Genomic DNA, 15,342 nt, shown 5'->3' with positions numbered 1-15,342 from the left:
CGGGGAGGTGAACCCGTCCGGGGCAGCGCGCGCCGGCCGCGTCGGCCGTCAGCGGTCAGCGGTCAGCGGTCAGCGGTCAGCGGTCAGCGGTCAGCGGTCAGCGGTCAGCTGTCGAGCGACGTCATCACGTGCTTGATCCGGGTGTAGTCCTCGAAGCCGTAACCCGACAGGTCCTTGCCGTAGCCGGACTTCTTGAAGCCGCCGTGCGGCATCTCGGCGACCAGCGGGATGTGTGTGTTGATCCACACGCAGCCGAAGTCGAGCTTCTTGGACATGCGCATGGCGCGGCCGTGGTCCTTGGTCCAGACGGAGGAGGCGAGGGCGTACTCGACGCCGTTGGCCCACTCGACGGCCTGGTCCTCGTCGGTGAAGGACTGGACGGTGATGACCGGGCCGAAGACCTCGTTCTGGACGATCTCGTCGTCCTGCTTCAGGCCGGAGACGACGGTCGGAGCGTAGAAGTAGCCCTTGTCACCGACCTGGTGGCCGCCCGCCTCGACCTTGGCGTGGGCGGGCAGGCGCTCGATGAAGCCGGAGACCTGCTTGAGCTGGTTCGGGTTGTTGAGCGGGCCGAACAGGACGTCCTCGTCGTCCGGCTGACCGGTCTTGGTCTCGGCGGCGGCCTTGGCCAGCGCGGCGACGAACTCGTCGTGGATGGACTCCTGGACGAGGACGCGGGTGGCGGCCGTGCAGTCCTGGCCGGCGTTGAAGAAGCCCGCCACGGAGATGTCCTCGACGGCCTTGGAGATGTCGGTGTCCTCGAAGACGACGACCGGCGCCTTGCCGCCCAGCTCCAGGTGGACGCGCTTGAGGTCCTTGGACGCGGACTCGGCGACCGACATGCCGGCGCGGACGGAGCCGGTGATGGAGGCCATCGCCGGGGTCGGGTGCTCGACCATCAGACGGCCCGTGTCCCGGTCGCCGGTGACGACGTTGAAGACGCCCTTGGGCAGGATCGAGCCGATGATGTCGGCGATCAGGACGGTGGAGGCGGGGGTCGTGTCCGAGGGCTTCAGGACGACCGTATTGCCCGCGGCGATCGCCGGCGCGAACTTCCACACGGCCATCATCATCGGGTAGTTCCACGGCGCGACCTGGGCGCACACGCCCACCGGCTCACGGCGGACGATGGAGGTCATGCCCTCCATGTACTCGCCGGCGCTCCGCCCCTCGAGCATGCGGGCGGCTCCCGCGAAGAAGCGGATCTGGTCGACCATCGGCGGGATCTCCTCGGAGCGGGTCAGCCCGGTCGGCTTGCCCGTGTTCTCCACCTCGGCCGCGATCAGTTCCTCGGCACGCTCCTCGAACGCGTCCGCGATCTTCAGGAGTGCCTTCTGCCGCTCGGCGGGCGTCGTGTCGCGCCAGCCCGGGAAGGCCGCGGCGGCGGCCGCCATGGCGGCGTCGACGTCCGCCTGTCCGGACAGCGGCGCGGTCGCGTACGCCTCGCCCGTCGCGGGGTTGACCACCTCGGTGGTCCGCCCGTCGGCGGCGTCCCGGAACTCACCGTCGATGTAGTTGCGCAGACGACGCAGCTCGGTGCTCACTGCCGGCCTCCTGATCTGGTTCAAGCTGTCCAATCACTGAGACACCCACCCTAATCCGCAGACCCACGTTTTCAACACCCCCGTCCGCGCCACATCTGCGAAATCCGCAGTACTCGGTCACGTAAACAACGAATTTCATCGGTACGGCCTTGCGGAACTGTCGAGACGTCGTGCACAGTGAGGTCGTGGGCAGTCGAAGCGCAGACCAGAGGGACTCCACCCGCGAGTCCAGGAACGGCGGCACCCCCCAGCTGGATGCCGTCTCCCTCGCCATCATCCAGCAGCTCCAGGAGGACGGCCGCCGTCCGTACGCCGCCATCGGCAAGGCCGTGGGCCTCTCCGAGGCGGCCGTGCGCCAGCGCGTCCAGAAGCTGCTGGACCAGGGCGTGATGCAGATCGTCGCCGTCACGGACCCGCTCACCGTGGGTTTCCGGCGGCAGGCGATGGTGGGCATCAACGTCGAGGGCGATGTCGAGTCGATCGCGGACGCGCTGACCGCCATGTCGGAAGTCGAGTACGTGGTGATGGCCGCGGGCTCGTTCGACATCCTCGCCGAGATCGTCTGCGAGGACGACGACCACCTGCTGGACGTCATCAACAAACGCATCCGGGCGCTGCCCGGCGTGCGCTCCACCGAGAGCTTCGTCTACCTGAAGCTCAAGAAGCAGACCTACATGTGGGGAACCCGATAACCGTGACCCAGAAGGACCTCAGCCAGACCGCGTACGACCACCTGTGGATGCACTTCACCCGCATGTCCTCGTACGAGAACTCCCCTGTTCCCACGATCGTCCGTGGCGAGGGCACCTACATCTACGACGACAAGGGCAAGCGCTACCTGGACGGTCTCGCGGGTCTGTTCGTGGTCCAGGCCGGTCATGGCCGCACGGAGCTCGCCGAGACCGCCTTCAAGCAGGCCCAGGAGCTGGCGTTCTTCCCGGTGTGGTCCTACGCCCACCCGAAGGCCGTCGAGCTGGCCGAGCGCATCGCCGACTACGCCCCGGGCGACCTGAACAAGGTCTTCTTCACCACCGGCGGCGGCGAGGCGGTCGAGACCGCCTGGAAGCTGGCCAAGCAGTACTTCAAGCTCACCGGCAAGCCGACCAAGTACAAGGTCATCTCCCGCGCGGTCGCCTACCACGGCACCCCTCAGGGCGCCCTGTCCATCACCGGCCTGCCGGGTCTGAAGGCCCCCTTCGAGCCGCTCGTGCCGGGCGCGCACAAGGTGCCGAACACCAACATCTACCGCGCCCCGATCTTCGGCGACGACCCGGAGGCCTTCGGCCGCTGGGCCGCCGACCAGATCGAGCAGCAGATCCTGTTCGAGGGCCCGGACACCGTCGCCGCGGTCTTCCTGGAGCCCGTGCAGAACGCCGGCGGCTGCTTCCCGCCCCCGCCCGGCTACTTCCAGCGGGTCCGCGAGATCTGCGACAAGTACGACGTGCTGCTCGTGTCGGACGAGGTCATCTGCGCCTTCGGCCGCCTGGGCACGATGTTCGCCTGTGACAAGTTCGGCTACGTCCCGGACATGATCACCTGCGCCAAGGGCATGACCTCGGGCTACTCCCCGATCGGCGCCTGCGTCGTCTCCGACCGCATCGCCGAACCGTTCTACAAGGGCGACAACACCTTCCTGCACGGCTACACCTTCGGCGGCCACCCCGTGTCCGCGGCCGTGGGCCTGGCGAACCTGGACCTGTTCGAGCGCGAGGGCCTCAACCAGCACGTCCTCGACAACGAGTCCGCGTTCCTCTCCACGCTGCAGAAGCTGCACGACCTGCCGATCGTCGGCGACGTCCGCGGCAACGGCTTCTTCTACGGCATCGAGCTCGTCAAGGACAAGGCCACCAAGGAGTCGTTCAACGAGGAGGAGACCGAGCGGGTCCTGTACGGCTACCTCTCCAAGGCCCTCTTCGAGAACGGCCTGTACTGCCGTGCCGACGACCGCGGTGACCCGGTCGTCCAGCTCGCCCCGCCGCTGATCTCCAACCAGGACACGTTCGACGAGATCGAGCAGATCCTGCGCGCGACCCTGACGGAGGCGTGGACGAAGCTCTGATCATCCGCCTGGATGATCAGCACCGGCCCCGGTGTGGCCCGTTCGAGTGAGAACGGGCGCCCGGGGCCGTGTGCTGTCCGGCCGCCCGCCGGGACCTGCCTAGCGTGCCAGTGACCGATCGGCCCAGCCTTCGTTCCCCCGGAAGGCCCTGTGACGACAGGGCCAGTGGGGGATGGGGCAAGGGAAAACGGATCAGAACCGAGGTGTACGCCATGGAGGCCCCGCCGGACAACGACGTGCTCTGGGCACGCTGCCTGCACTTCCAGCACGCCGACGGCTCGCCCGCGCTCGCCGGCGTCTCGATCGGCGTGCGGGAGGCCGAGATCCTCGCCGTCAGCGGCCCGCGCGGCAGCGGCAAAACGACTCTGCTGCGCTGTCTGGCCGGCGAGCTGCGGGCGCAGAGCGGCGAGGTCTGGTTCAACAGCGTGCCGGTGCACACCATGGGCCCCGTCGGCCGGGAACGCCTGCGCCGCGACCGCTTCGGCTGGATCGACCCGGCGCCGCTGCTCGTCCCCGAGCTGACCGTCTGGGAGAACACGGCCCTCCCCCTGATGCTGCGCGGCACCAGCCGCCGCCGGGCCAAGACCGCCGCTCTGGAGTGGCTGGAGCGCCTCGACATCGGCGACAAGTCCCGCCGCCGGCCGCACCAACTGCTCCAGGCCGAACGCCAGCGCGTCGCGTTCGCCCGCGCCCTGGCCCCCGCTCCGACGGTCCTCTTCGCCGACGAGCCGACGGCTCCCCTGCACCGCACCGACCGCACCCATGCGCTGCGCACACTGACGACGGCGGCCCGCTCGCACGGCATCACCGTGGTGCTGGCCACGCACGACCCCGACACCGCGGCCCTCGCCGACCGCACGGTGTCCCTGCTGGACGGGCGGCGCGTGAACACCGTGCACCTGCCCGAGGCCGCCGGATCGGAAGGCCGGGCCGCGTGCTCGCTCTCCGTCTGACCCGAGGCGCCCACCCCGCGGTCCACCTGCGCCGCCTCCTCGTGGCGACGGCCGCCGCGGGCACCGGTTTCCTGCTCCTGTCCGCCCTCGGCTACGCGATGAGCCACCCCGACGACCTCACCGACTCGTGCCTGCGCCTGGCCTGGTGTGCGGTGCCGCTGGCCACCACGGTGTACTTCGCGGTCGCCGTCGCCCGCACCGACCCCGGCACGCGGCCCCGCCCCGGCCTCTCGGCCCTCGGCCTGGGCCCGGCCCGCCTCATGGCGATCTCGGTACTGACGACGGCCCTGTCCTGCGCCCTGGGCTCGGCGCTGGCGCTGCTGGTCTTCCTGCATCTGCGCGGCGATCTCACGGGTATGCCGTTCGACGGCGCGGCGGCGGAGTTCCTGGCGGCGGGCGAGCCCCTCCCGCTGCCGGCCGCGCTCACCCTCCTCGCCCTGGTGCCGGCGACCGCTTCGGCGGCCGTGGCCGTCACGCTGCGCCCGCGCCGTGCCACGGCCGACGGCACACGACCGGCGGTCGGCCGCCTCGGGGCGTCCGGCCGCGGGGGCGCCCGGGAGACGTCCGGCGCGTACGGCCGCTCCGGCGCGCGGCTGCGCGGAACGGCGGCCGGCCCCGACGCGCACGCCACGGGCACGGACGCCACCCCGCCGGCCCCGGACCAGGATCCCGGCCCCGGGGCACCGGACCCGGAGACCCCGGCCTGGACCGGCACCCTCACCCACGCGGCCGACGACGCACCCGCCCCGCAGGACCCCCCGTCCGGCCTCCCCTGGGGCGTCGCGGCCCTCGCCGCGGGCCTCGCCGTGGAGGCGTACACGAGCCGGTCCGCCACCGGCACCACCGTCCTGCCCGGCGGCAGCGCCGCCGGCACCGCGGGAGTGCTGGCCGGATGGGTCCTGACGGCACTGGGCCTGATTCTGGCCGGGCCGGGACTCACCCATCTCTGCGGCCGTCTGCTGCAGGCCGTGCGGCCGGGCGCGCTCCGGCTGCTCGCCGGCCGCGGGCTGATGGCGGAGGCCACCCGTATCGGCCGTCCCCTGGGTGTGGTCTGCGCGGTCGTGTCGGGCGTGTACGCGATGACCGCGCTGTACGGCGCCGCCGCACCGTCCTTCGGTCCGCTGGCCACCCTCGGCGTGCTCCAGGTCACCGGCTGCGCCGTGGCCACGCTGTTCACGGCGGCCGTGGAGGCCCGGCAGTCCCGGGCCGGCACCACCTCCGCGCTGCTCCGTCTCGGCGCCCCCGCGTCCACGCTGCGCAGCGCCGCCGCCCTGCGCGCGGGCGCCCTGCTCGCCCTCTTCGGCCCGCTCAGCCTGGGGATCGCGGATCTCGCCGCCCTTCCGCTGGCCTCCTGACGACCCGCTCGGCAGGAATCCCGGGCCGCCGAACAGAGATCTCCGGTCACCGATGAGTTTTCCGGCGGCCCCCGGTCTACCCCACCGAACAGCAGGAGACCCGACGGGAGAGACCCTCATGTACCAGCAGATGATCTTCGTGAACCTGGCCACCAACGACGTCGAGGCGTCGAGGAAGTTCTTCACGGAGCTCGGCTACACCATCAACCCGCAGTTCAGCACCGACGAGTGCGCCTGCGTCGTGATCAGCGACACCATCGTCGCGATGCTCCTCAGCAGGTCGCACTACGGCAACTTCACGAAGAAGGAGATCGTCGACTCGACCAAGTCCAGCGAGGTGCTGGTGTGTCTGAGCGCCGAGAGCCGCGAGAAGGTCGACGAGCTGGTCGACAAGGCCATCGCCGCGGGCGGCACGGGGACCAGGGACGCCATCGACCAGGGCTTCATGTACGGCCGTTCCTTCGACGACCTCGACGGCCACACCTGGGAGGTCGTGTGGATGGACCCGGCGGCTGTCCAGGGCTGACCGCCCACCGGCCCGCCGGGCCGAACTCCTGTGCCAGCATGGGCGGGTGCATCCGACACCCGCCCAGCCCCACCGAGCCGCCCACGACCGCGAGATCGAGTCGCTCGCCGAGTTCGACGAGGTCGTCGCCGAGCACGGTTCGCTCGCCCGGTTCCGCGTCCAGTCCGTCGATCTGACGGACCGTTCGGACGCCCTGACCTCCCTCGACACCGCCGGCGCCGTCTTCCTCGGCTGCTCGATGGACCCCGACGCGGTCGCCCGGGTGCGGGCGGCGGGCGCGCTGGTCTTCCCACCCGTACCCGAGCTGCCCTTCGACCCCTACCGGGGATTCGTCTACTCCCCCGACGAGCTGTTCGCCTCGCTCGACGAGGACTACGAGGCGACCCCCGACGCGCGCGCCTACGCCTGGTTCCAGCGGACGAAGGCCGACGGGGACGTGTACGCCTCCATGCTGCGCGCGATCCATGACGACGCCGTCTCGGACGCGCTAGACGAACTCCTCGTGGGCGCCAGGGTGGTCGGTGTCATGGGCGGGCACGCCATGGCCCGCGGGACCGAGGGCTACGAGGGTGCGGCGCGCCTGGGCCGCGAGCTGGCGCGGGCCGGCCTCACCGTGGCCACTGGCGGCGGACCGGGCGCCATGGAGGCGGCGAACCTCGGCGCCTACGCGGCCCCGTTCGACGACGGGATGCTGACCGAGGCGCTCCGGCTCCTCGCCAAGGCGCCCTCGTTCGGGCCGTCCGTCACCGAGTGGGCGCGCGCCGCCTTCGAGGTGCGCGGCCGATGGCCGGACGGTGGCACGTCCGTGGGCATCCCCACCTGGTTCTACGGCCATGAGCCGCCGAACGCCTTCGCCTTGCACATCGCCAAGTACTTCGCCAACGCCACCCGCGAGGACGGTCTGCTGGCCCGCTCCACCGCGGGCGTGGTGTTCCTGCCGGGCGCCGCCGGGACCGTACAGGAGATATTCGACAACGCGACCCCGAACTACTACGAGTCGCGGGGCGAGCCCACTCCCATGGTGCTCGTGGGCCGGGAGCACTGGACGGAGCGGCTGCCCGCCTGGCCGTTGCTGAGGGCGCTCGCCAGGGAGCGGTCAATGGAGTCCCGAATAGCCCTGGTTGACCGGATCGAGGAGGCTCCGGCCGCGTTGAAACGTCTTGCTGGCTAACAAGAAGGCAAAGTCAACGCCTGTAGGCGGCATATGCGTTGACACCCGTCATGGACCGCTTATAAACCTGTGAGTCTCCTGGGGCGGTGGGGCCTCACCTCTCCCCCTTGCCTCATCTGCCCCTCAGCCCCCCGCAGTTGAGCAATCCGTAAAGGACAAACGTGTCCATAACTCGCCGCAGCGCACAGTCCGTGCGCATCCTGGGTGTCGCCTCCGCCACCGCCGCGCTCGTACTGGGCGCCGCCAACAGCGCGCTCGCGTGCAACATCCGTGAGTTCTCCGCCGAAGCCACCTGCGACGGTTCCAAGGGCGTCATCGTCGTCACCGACAAGGACGCCTCCGGCACCCCGGCCGTCATCACCGTGTTCCTGGAGAACAACGGCGCCGACGCCAAGCAGGTCGGCAAGCCGCAGGAGATCAAGGGCTCCAAGGAAGGCACCACGGTCTCGTTCTCCGAGGACTGGAAGCCGAACGCGACGTACCGCGTCCACGTCAAGGCCGGCAACCAGGTCGACGCGGACATCGAGCCGAACCTGACCACCCCGTCCACGGCCTGCAAGACCGAGGACACCCCGACCCCCTCGGCCACTCCGAAGCCGTCGGAGACCGAGAGCACCCCGGCCGAGTCCGACACCCCGACCCCGTCGGCCTCGCAGAGCACCAGCTCCGCCCCGGCGGAGACGTCGAGCAACGCGCCGTCCCCGGCGGCCGGTGACTCGAACCTCGCCGAGACCGGTGCGAACTCCAACACCGGTCTGATCGCCGGCATCGCGGCCGCCCTGGTCGTCGTCGGTGGCGGTGCCGTGTTCTTCGGCATGCGCCGTCGTGGGGCGAAGAGCGGTCGCTGACGCCTCCCTTCCGTACACCGTCGGGGGGGGGGGGGGCCGGCGCGGGGGGGGGGGGGCCACCACCGCGCGCCCCCCCCGCCTGCGCTGCCTCAGCCGAGCCGGGACTCCAGCTCAGCCACGATCTCGTTCACACCGATCGCCGTCTGCTCGCCGGACTCCATGTCCTTGAGCTGGACGACACCCTCGGCGAGGTCGCGTTCGCCGGCGATCAGCGCGAAGCGGGCCCCGCTGCGGTTGGCGCTCTTCATCGCGCCCTTCAGGCCCTTCACGCCGTAGGAGAAGTCGGCCGGGACACCGAGCCTGCGCAGCTCCGTGACCTTCGTGAACAGCAGCCGGCGGGCGTCCTCGCTCAGCGGGACCGCGTAGACCGAGGTCGCGGACGGGAGGTCGAGCCCGACCCCCTCGGCCTCCAGCGCGAGGACCGTGCGGTCGACGCCCAGGGCCCAGCCGACGGACGGCAGCGCGGGGCCGCCGATCATCTCCGACAGCCCGTCGTAGCGGCCGCCGCCGCCCACCGCGGACTGGGATCCCAGACCGTCGTGGACGAACTCGAAGGTCGTACGGGTGTAGTAGTCCAGGCCGCGGACCAGCTTCGGGTCGTCCTCGAAGGCGACGCCGGCCGCCGTGATCAGCTCACGGACCTCCTCGTGGTACGCCTTGCAGCCGTCGCAGAGGTAGTCGCGCAGCAGCGGGGCATCGCCGAGCTGCTTCTGGACCGACTCCCGCTTGTCGTCGAGCACCCGGAGCGGGTTGATGTCGACGCGACGGCGGGTGTCCTCGTCGAGGTCCAGGCCGCGCAGGAAGTCCACCAGCGCGGCGCGGTACACCGGCCGGCACTCCTTGTCGCCCAGGCTGTTCAGCAGGATGCGGAAGTTGCGCAGCCCGAGCGAGCGGTAGGCCTGGTCTGCCAGGATGATCAGTTCGGCGTCCAGCGCCGGGTCCTCCGCGCCGATCGCTTCGGCGCCGACCTGCGAGAAGTGCCTGTAACGGCCCTTCTGCGGGCGCTCGTAGCGGTAGTACGAGCCGGAGTACCAGAGCTTGACCGGGAGGTTGCCCGCCTTGTGCAGGTTGGCCTCCAGGGCGGCCCGCAGGACGGAGGCGGTCCCCTCGGGGCGCAGGGCGAGCCTGTCGCCGCCCTTGGTCTCGAAGGCGTACATCTCCTTCGTCACGATGTCGGTCGACTCTCCAACACCGCGCGCGAAGAGTTCCACGCTCTCGAAGCCGGGGGTCTCGATGTAGCCGTAGCCGGAGTTGCGCAGCGGGGCGGCGATCGCCTCGCGGACCGCCAGGTACTTCGCGGAGTCCGGGGGGATCAGGTCGTACGTGCCCTTGGGGGCCTTGAAGGTGCTCACGAAGTCTCTCGTCACATTCCTCGTCGGGGAGCGTCCACATCCGCTCCCAGGCCGGCGGCCACCTGCCGCAGATAGGGGTTGGTGGCGCGCTCCTGGCCGATGGTCGTCTGGGGACCGTGTCCGGACAGCACCACGGTCGAGTCGTCGAGCGGCAGGCACACGCGGGCCAGCGAGCCGAGCATCTCGTCCATGTCACCGCCGGGCAGGTCGGTGCGTCCGATGGAGCCGGCGAAGAGCAGATCCCCGGAGAAGAAGACCGACGGGATGTCGGCGGTCTCGGGCATCCGGAAGGTCACCGACCCCTTGGTATGGCCGGGCGCGTGCGCGACGGAGAGCTCCAGACCCGCGAGCCTCAGCTTCGCGCCGTCGGTCAGCTCCTTGACGTCGTCGGGCTCCCCCACCGTCAGCTCACCCATGAGTGGCATGCCGATGGAACGGCCGAGCGCCTTCTCGGGGTCGCTCATCATGAACCGGTCCTGGGGGTGGATCCACGCGGGCACGTCGTGCGCGCCGCACACCGGGACGACCGAGGCCACATGGTCGATGTGGCCGTGGGTGAGGACGACCGCCACGGGCTTGAGCCGATGCTTCTTCAGCGCTTCCTCGACGCCCTGGGCGGCCTGGTGGCCCGGGTCGATGATCACGCACTCCTCACCGGCGGCGGGGGCGACGAGATAACAGTTCGTCCCCCAGGCCCCGGCGGGGAACCCGGCAATGAGCACGATCGTCCTTCGTTGTGTCGGTACGGGAGGCTACGGCTGCTGTCAGAGCCTACCGGCGCTGCCGTTTCCTCAGCGAACCCATATACGGTACGGGGCTACACGCTGCGATCGGCTCACAGGACGCACGCGTACCGGTCGACACACGACACTCATGAGGAGAGAACCCGGTGGTCAGCCAGGAACAGCGGAAGCGTCAGCTCGCCCGGGAGAAGTTCTTGCGGCAGCAGCAGCGGCGCACGACCGCGCGGCGCAAGGCACGCATGCGCAACTCCGTGATCGCGTCCGTGCTCGGCGTGATCGTCATCGGCAGTGTCGCGCTGTACACGACCGGGGTACTGAAGAACGACGACAAGTCCAACGCCAGCGCGGACGTCACGCCCAGCGCCTCGCCGACCAGCAAGGCGCCGGACCCGTGCGAGAAGGCCGACGCGGGTTCGGTGGCGAAGCTGAGCTGGAAGAAGGAGCCGGCGCTCACCGTCGACAAGTCGGCGAAGTACACGATGAAACTGGCGACGACGTGCGGTGACATCGGCATCGCGATGAAGACCTCGGCGGCGCCGCACACCGTGAACTCGTTCAACTTCCTTGCGGGCAAGGGCTTCTTCGACCACACCAAGTGCCACCGGCTCACCACCAACGGCATCTACGTCCTGCAGTGCGGTGACCCGACGGGCACCGGCAGCGGCGGCCCGGGCTACACGATCCCGGACGAGAACCTGAAGGACTCGAGCCTGAAGGCCAACACCTACCCGGCGGGCACCGTCGCGATGGCCAACACCGGCCAGAAGCACACCGGCGGCAGCCAGTTCTTCCTGGTGTACCAGGACAGCCAGTTGCCGCCCAGCTACACACCGTTCGGTACCGTCGACGCCGCGGGCATGAAGGTTCTGAAGAAGATCGCCGCCGCGGGCGAGAACACGGGCGCCGGTGACGGAGCCCCCAACGCGACCGTTGTGATCAACAAGGCGACGGTCACCAAATCCTGAAGCTCAAGACGGCCAACTGCGGAATTTCGGTCGCGCGGGATGCGGACAGGCAACCCGCCGGTCGCCTATGTTGGCCGTGACGAAACTGTGGACGATGCCCGGGGGCGCTGAAGCCCCTCGCAGGCATCATGTGGAGGAGGCGCTGTGAGCAGCGACCCGTGGGGCCGCGTCGACGAGACGGGGACCGTGTACGTGCGTACGGCCGACGGCGAGCAGGTTGTCGGTTCCTGGCAGGCAGGCTCCCCCGAGGAGGCGCTGGCCTACTTCGAGCGCAAGTACGAGGGCCTGGTTGTCGAGATCGGCCTCCTCGAGAAGCGAGTGCAGACCACCGACCTGTCGGCGAAGGACGCCCAGACCGCCATCGACCACCTCCGGGAGCAGGTCGAGGCGCATCACGCGGTGGGTGACCTGGCAGCGCTGCGAACCCGGCTGGACAAACTCGTGGAGACCGTCGAGGCGCGCCGCGAGGAGCGCAAGCAGCAGCGGGCGAAGCAGTCCGACGAGGCGCGGCACGCCAAGGAGGCGCTGGTCGCCGAGGCGGAGCAGCTGGCCCAGTCCGACCAGTGGCGTTCGGCCGGCGAGCGGCTGCGTGCCCTGGTGGACACCTGGAAGGGGCTGCCGCGGCTGGACCGCAAGTCGGACGACGAGCTGTGGCACCGCTTCTCACACGCCCGCTCGGCGTTCTCCAAGCGCCGCAAGGGCCACTTCGCGCAACTCGACGCGCAGCGCGAGGAGGCCCGCAAGGCCAAGGAGAGGCTGGTCGCCGAGGCCGAGGCGCTCTCCGACTCGACGGACTGGGGTCCGACGGCGGCCCGCTACCGCGAGCTGATGGCGGAGTGGAAGGCGGCGGGCCGCGCGCAGCGTGAGCACGAGGACGACCTGTGGAACCGCTTCCGCGGCGCCCAGGACGTCTTCTTCGCCGCCCGCAGCTCGGTCTTCGCCGAGCGGGACGCGGAGCAGTCGGAGAACCTGAAGCTCAAGGAGGAGCTGGCCGAGGAGGCCGAGAAGCTCCTTCCGATCACGGACCTGAAGGCCGCCCGGGCCGCCTTCCGCTCGATCAACGAGCGCTGGGAGGCGATCGGCCACGTACCGCGTGACGCGCGCCCGAAGGTCGAGGGCCGGATGCACGCGGTCGACCGCGCCATCCAGGAGGCCGAGGAGACCGAGTGGCGCCGGACGAACCCGGAGGCACGCGCGCGTGCCGAGGGTCTGACCGGTCAGCTCCAGGCCGCCGTGGACAAGCTGAGGGGCCAGATCGAGCAGGCGCGCGCCCAGGGCAACACGTCCAGGGCCGACAAGCTCGAGAAGGAGCTGGAGGGCCGCCAGGCACTCCTGGACCAGGCCCTGAAGGGTCTGCACGAGTTCGGCGGCTGACCCCGGTCACCGACCGGCTCCGACAGGCGCGAGAGGGTCCCGTACGTCGCGTACGGGGCCCTCTCGTCGTATGGCGCCGCGGCCGCTACGGCCCTGGAGGCTTGCGCGTCAGGGCCGTCACGGCGGTCACGTGCGGCTGCGCGCCGACGTCACGCGGTACACGTCGTAGACACCCTCCACGCCCCGTACGGCCTTGAGAACGTGACCCAGGTGCTTGGGGTCGCCCATCTCGAAGGTGAAGCGGGAGGTGGCGACGCGGTCGCGGGAGGTCTGGACGGCCGCGGAGAGGATGTTGACGTGCTGGTCCGACAGGACGCGGGTGACGTCCGACAGGAGCCGGGAGCGGTCCAGGGCCTCGACCTGGATGGCGACCAGGAAGACCGAGGACTGGGTGGGCGCCCACTCGACGTCGAGGATGCGCTCCGGCTCGCGGGAGAGTGACTCCACGTTCACACAGTCGCTGCGGTGAACCGATACTCCGCTACCGCGTGTGACGAATCCGATGATCGGGTCTCCCGGGACCGGGGTGCAGCAGCGGGCCAGCTTGACCCACACGTCGTCGACGCCCTTGACCACGACGCCGGGGTCGGCGCTGGTGCGGCGCTTGCGGCCGCGGGTGCGGGTGGGCGGGACGGCCTCGTCGATCTCCTCGGTGGCGGCCTCCTCGCCGCCGAGCGCCTGGACGAGCTTCTGCACGATGTTCTGCGCGGAGACATGGCCCTCGCCGATCGCCGCGTACAGCGCCGAGATGTCCGAGTAGCGCATCTCGTGGGCGAGCGTGACGAGCGAGTCACCGGTGAGGATGCGCTGGATCGGCAGGTTCTGCTTGCGCATGGCGCGGACGATGGCGTCCTTGCCCTGCTCGATCGCCTCGTCGCGGCGCTCCTTGGAGAACCAGGCCCGGATCTTGTTGCGGGCGCGCGGGGACTTGACGAAGCCGAGCCAGTCGCGGGAGGGGCCCGCGCCTGCCGCCTTGGAGGTGAAGACCTCCACCAAGTCGCCGTTGTCCAGGGTGGATTCGAGCGGTACGAGGCGGCCGTTGACCCGTGCTCCTATGGTCCGGTGGCCGACCTCGGTGTGGACCGCGTACGCGAAGTCGACCGGGGTGGCCCCGGCCGGGAGCGCTATGACGTCGCCCTTGGGGGTGAAGACGAAGACCTCGTTGCGGGACAGGTCGAAGCGCAGGGACTCCAGGAACTCGCCGGGGTCCTCGGTCTCCTTCTGCCAGTCCAGCAACTGGCGCAGCCACGCCATGTCGTTGAGGTGGTCGTCCTTGCCCTTGCCGGACGACTTGGGCGCGTCGGTACGCACCTTGGAGGCGCCGGCGACGGCCTCCTGCTTGTACTTCCAGTGCGCGGCGATGCCGTACTCGGCGCGGCGGTGCATGTCGAAGGTGCGGATCTGGAGCTCGACGGGCTTGCCGTTGGGGCCGATCACCGTCGTGTGCAGCGACTGGTACATGTTGAACTTGGGCATCGCGATGTAGTCCTTGAACCGGCCGGGGACCGGGTTCCATCGCGCGTGGACCGTGCCGAGGGCGGCGTAGCAGTCCCTGACCGTGTCCACGAGGACACGGATGCCCACCAGGTCGTAGATCTCCGCGAAGTCGCGACCGCGGACGATCATCTTCTGGTAGACGCTGTAGTAGTGCTTGGGGCGCCCGGTGACGGTCGCCTTGATGCGGGCGGCGCGCAGGTCGGCCTGGACCTCGTCGGTCACTATGGCCAGGTACTCGTCACGCTTCGGTGCCCTCTCCGCCACCAGCCGTACGATCTCGTCGTACATCTTGGGGTAGAGGATCGCGAACGCGAGGTCCTCCAGCTCCCACTTGATGGTGTTCATGCCGAGGCGGTGGGCGAGCGGCGCGTAGATCTCCAGGGTCTCGCGCGCCTTCTTCTCCTGCTTCTCGCGCTTGAGGTAGCGCATGGTGCGCATGTTGTGCAGGCGGTCGGCGAGCTTGATGACCAGGACGCGCGGGTCCTTGGCCATGGCCACGACCATCTTGCGGACCGTCTCGGCCTGCGCGGCCTCGCCGAACTTGACCTTGTCCAGCTTGGTGACGCCGTCGACGAGGAGGGCGACGGTGTCGCCGAAGTCGCGGCGCAGCTGGTCGAGGCCGTACTCGGTGTCCTCGACGGTGTCGTGCAGCAGGCCCGCCATCAGGGTGGCCGGATCCATGCCCAGCTCGGCGAGGATCGTGGTCACGGCGAGGGGGTGCGTGATGTACGGGTCGCCGCTCTTGCGCTTCTGTCCGCGGTGCCAGCGCTCGGCAACCTGGTAGGCGCGTTCGATCTGGCGGAGCGTGGCGTTCTCGATCTTGGGGTCGTTGCTGCGCACTATCCGCAGCACCCGGGGCAGGGCCGGGGTGGTAGGGGTTGCGCGCGGGTGGCCCAGGCGGGGGGCTGTGGGTTTATAAAATAATTAGCAGGCCACCACAAAAGAAGGTTTTATA

13 protein-coding genes are annotated in these 15,342 nt (G+C 70.0%); 9 read left to right on the top strand and 4 right to left on the bottom strand.

The features are described from left to right. Positions 1-104: 104 nt before the first annotated feature. Positions 105-1,544, bottom strand: a complete 1,440-nt coding sequence (locus ACFW2E_RS21005) for a gamma-aminobutyraldehyde dehydrogenase (protein WP_384468534.1) — start codon at positions 1,542-1,544, stop codon at positions 105-107. Positions 1,545-1,714: 170 nt separating this feature from the next. Between ACFW2E_RS21005 and ACFW2E_RS21000 the strand changes: the two genes are divergently transcribed. The 7 genes from ACFW2E_RS21000 to ACFW2E_RS20970 all read left to right on the top strand — a co-directional run bounded on the left by ACFW2E_RS21000 (position 1,715) and on the right by ACFW2E_RS20970 (position 8,456). Further along, complete coding sequence (locus ACFW2E_RS21000; RefSeq protein WP_384468532.1) at positions 1,715-2,236, top strand: Lrp/AsnC family transcriptional regulator; 522 nt, start codon at positions 1,715-1,717, stop codon at positions 2,234-2,236. Positions 2,237-2,238: 2 nt separating this feature from the next. Further along, positions 2,239-3,603, top strand: coding sequence for an aspartate aminotransferase family protein (locus tag ACFW2E_RS20995; protein WP_384468530.1), 1,365 nt, complete (start codon positions 2,239-2,241; stop codon positions 3,601-3,603). A 212-nt stretch (positions 3,604-3,815) separates the two neighbouring features. Beyond that, positions 3,816-4,556: an ABC transporter ATP-binding protein gene (locus tag ACFW2E_RS20990; RefSeq protein ID WP_384468528.1), complete on the top strand. Its 741-nt coding sequence runs from the start codon at positions 3,816-3,818 to the stop codon at positions 4,554-4,556. Further along, entirely contained in the window at positions 4,538-5,911 is a 1,374-nt protein-coding gene (locus ACFW2E_RS20985) for a hypothetical protein (protein ID WP_384468526.1), read from the top strand. Before ACFW2E_RS20990 ends, ACFW2E_RS20985 begins: the two co-directional genes overlap by 19 nt. A gap of 118 nt (positions 5,912-6,029) precedes the next feature. Continuing rightward, positions 6,030-6,437, top strand: coding sequence for a VOC family protein (locus ACFW2E_RS20980; RefSeq protein WP_384468524.1), 408 nt, complete (start codon positions 6,030-6,032; stop codon positions 6,435-6,437). 46 nt (positions 6,438-6,483) lie between these two features. Beyond that, positions 6,484-7,608 carry an LOG family protein gene (locus ACFW2E_RS20975; protein WP_384468522.1) on the top strand — a complete coding sequence of 375 codons (1,125 nt, stop codon included), beginning with the start codon at positions 6,484-6,486 and terminating at the stop codon, positions 7,606-7,608. 161 nt (positions 7,609-7,769) lie between these two features. Continuing rightward, positions 7,770-8,456 carry an LAETG motif-containing sortase-dependent surface protein gene (locus ACFW2E_RS20970; protein ID WP_384468520.1) on the top strand — a complete coding sequence of 229 codons (687 nt, stop codon included), beginning with the start codon at positions 7,770-7,772 and terminating at the stop codon, positions 8,454-8,456. Between the two features lie 89 nt (positions 8,457-8,545). On the opposite strand, the gene hisS is transcribed toward ACFW2E_RS20970, so the two are convergent. Both hisS and ACFW2E_RS20960 read right to left on the bottom strand, forming a co-directional pair. Then, positions 8,546-9,808, bottom strand: coding sequence for a histidine--tRNA ligase (gene hisS, locus ACFW2E_RS20965; protein ID WP_384468518.1), 1,263 nt, complete (start codon positions 9,806-9,808; stop codon positions 8,546-8,548). A gap of 11 nt (positions 9,809-9,819) precedes the next feature. Beyond that, positions 9,820-10,530, bottom strand: a complete 711-nt coding sequence (locus ACFW2E_RS20960) for an MBL fold metallo-hydrolase (protein WP_384468515.1) — start codon at positions 10,528-10,530, stop codon at positions 9,820-9,822. 167 nt (positions 10,531-10,697) lie between these two features. On the opposite strand from ACFW2E_RS20960, the gene ACFW2E_RS20955 reads away from it, so the two are divergent. Together ACFW2E_RS20955 and ACFW2E_RS20950 are read left to right on the top strand one after the other, a co-directional pair. Beyond that, positions 10,698-11,516 (top strand): peptidylprolyl isomerase, encoded by an 819-nt coding sequence (locus ACFW2E_RS20955; protein ID WP_384468513.1) that lies wholly within the window; start codon positions 10,698-10,700, stop codon positions 11,514-11,516. Positions 11,517-11,660: 144 nt separating this feature from the next. After that, a complete protein-coding gene (locus ACFW2E_RS20950; protein ID WP_384468511.1) occupies positions 11,661-12,890 on the top strand; it encodes a DUF349 domain-containing protein in 1,230 nt (409 codons plus the stop codon). Between the two features lie 126 nt (positions 12,891-13,016). On the opposite strand, the gene ACFW2E_RS20945 is transcribed toward ACFW2E_RS20950, so the two are convergent. Continuing rightward, entirely contained in the window at positions 13,017-15,284 is a 2,268-nt protein-coding gene (locus ACFW2E_RS20945) for a RelA/SpoT family protein (RefSeq protein ID WP_384468536.1), read from the bottom strand. Positions 15,285-15,342: the final 58 nt, after the last annotated feature.

Origin of the sequence: Streptomyces sp. NPDC058964, assembly GCF_042741275.1 — a bacterium.
Taxonomy (GTDB): Bacteria; Actinomycetota; Actinomycetes; order Streptomycetales; family Streptomycetaceae; genus Streptomyces.
The sequence above is the reverse complement of the archived record's forward strand: the minus strand, read 5'-3'. Positions and strand labels throughout refer to the sequence as shown.